The organism is Polaromonas sp. P1_E3 (assembly GCF_056405935.1).
On sequence record NZ_JBFUBD010000640.1, the window covers coordinates 1 to 1120 of the forward strand.

Genomic DNA, 1120 nt, shown 5'->3' on the forward strand with positions numbered 1-1120 from the left:
GGGTGCTGAGATCAGCGCGCCGGCCGGTACCTCGATCTGCGAAGCCCTGCTCGACAACAAGATCAACATCGAGCACGCCTGCGACCTCAGCTGCGCTTGCACGACTTGCCATGTCATCGTGCGCGAAGGCTTCAAATCGCTGAACGAACTCGACGAGAGCGAAGAAGATCTGCTGGACCGCGCCTGGGGGCTKGAGCCCAATTCACGGCTGAGCTGCCAGGCTTTTCTGGCGCAGTCCGACGTGACAGTGGAAATACCCAAGTACTCCATCAACCACGCCAAAGAGAATCATTAGCCCCCACGCTTGCCACTGCGTGTGCTGCGCTGCCCCCCCCAGGGGGCGCATTTTTCCTTGGGGCGGCCCGGCGATGCTATTGAGCCCCCACGTTTGCTCGCTGCGCGTAGCTCTCTGCCCCCTCGGGGGCATTTTTCCTTGGGGCGGCCCGGCGGAAAAACATCCGCTGACCCAGCGCAGCGATAATCCAGTCATGCGCCAAATTGTTCTGGACACTGAAACCACTGGTCTTTCCGCTGAAAACGGCGACCGCATCATTGAAATCGGCTGCGTGGAGCTGGTAGCCCGCAAGCTCACCGGCAACAACCGGCACTTCTACCTGAACCCCGAGCGCGACAGCCATGAAGACGCGCTCAAAGTCCACGGCATCAGCAACGAATTCCTGAAGGACAAGCCCAAGTTTTCGGCCGTGGCCGACGAACTGCTGGAATACCTGCAGGACGCCGAGATCATCATCCACAACGCGCCTTTTGACGTGAGCTTCCTCAACAAGGAACTCGAACTCATCGGCAAGCCGCCCATCAAGCATTGCGTGGCCAAGGTCACCGACAGCCTGATGATGGCCAAGGAGCTGTTCCCGGGCAAACGCAACTCGCTGGACGCCTTGTGYGACCGGCTGGAAGTCGACAATTCGGGCCGAACCTTGCACGGCGCCTTGCTGGACGCTGAACTGCTGGCCGATGTCTACATCAATCTGACCCGTGGCCAGAATGCGCTGGTGATGGATGTTGGGGACAGCGCCCGGGAAGGCGATAGTGACGTGCCCCAGATTGATCTCAACACCTTTGACCTGCCGCTGCTGGCTGCCAACGACCAGGAGATCGC

2 protein-coding genes are annotated in these 1120 nt (G+C 60.1%); both read left to right on the forward strand.

Annotated elements, in window-relative coordinates; all coding sequences use genetic code 11:
• A partial coding sequence (gene fdx, locus AC1D0Z_RS22420; RefSeq protein WP_477660350.1) for an ISC system 2Fe-2S type ferredoxin occupies positions 1-295 on the forward strand: 295 nt, incomplete at its 5' end.
• A 193-nt stretch (positions 296-488) separates the two neighbouring features.
• On the forward strand, positions 489-1120 hold a 632-nt coding region (gene dnaQ / locus AC1D0Z_RS22425; RefSeq protein WP_477660351.1), incomplete at its 3' end, for a DNA polymerase III subunit epsilon.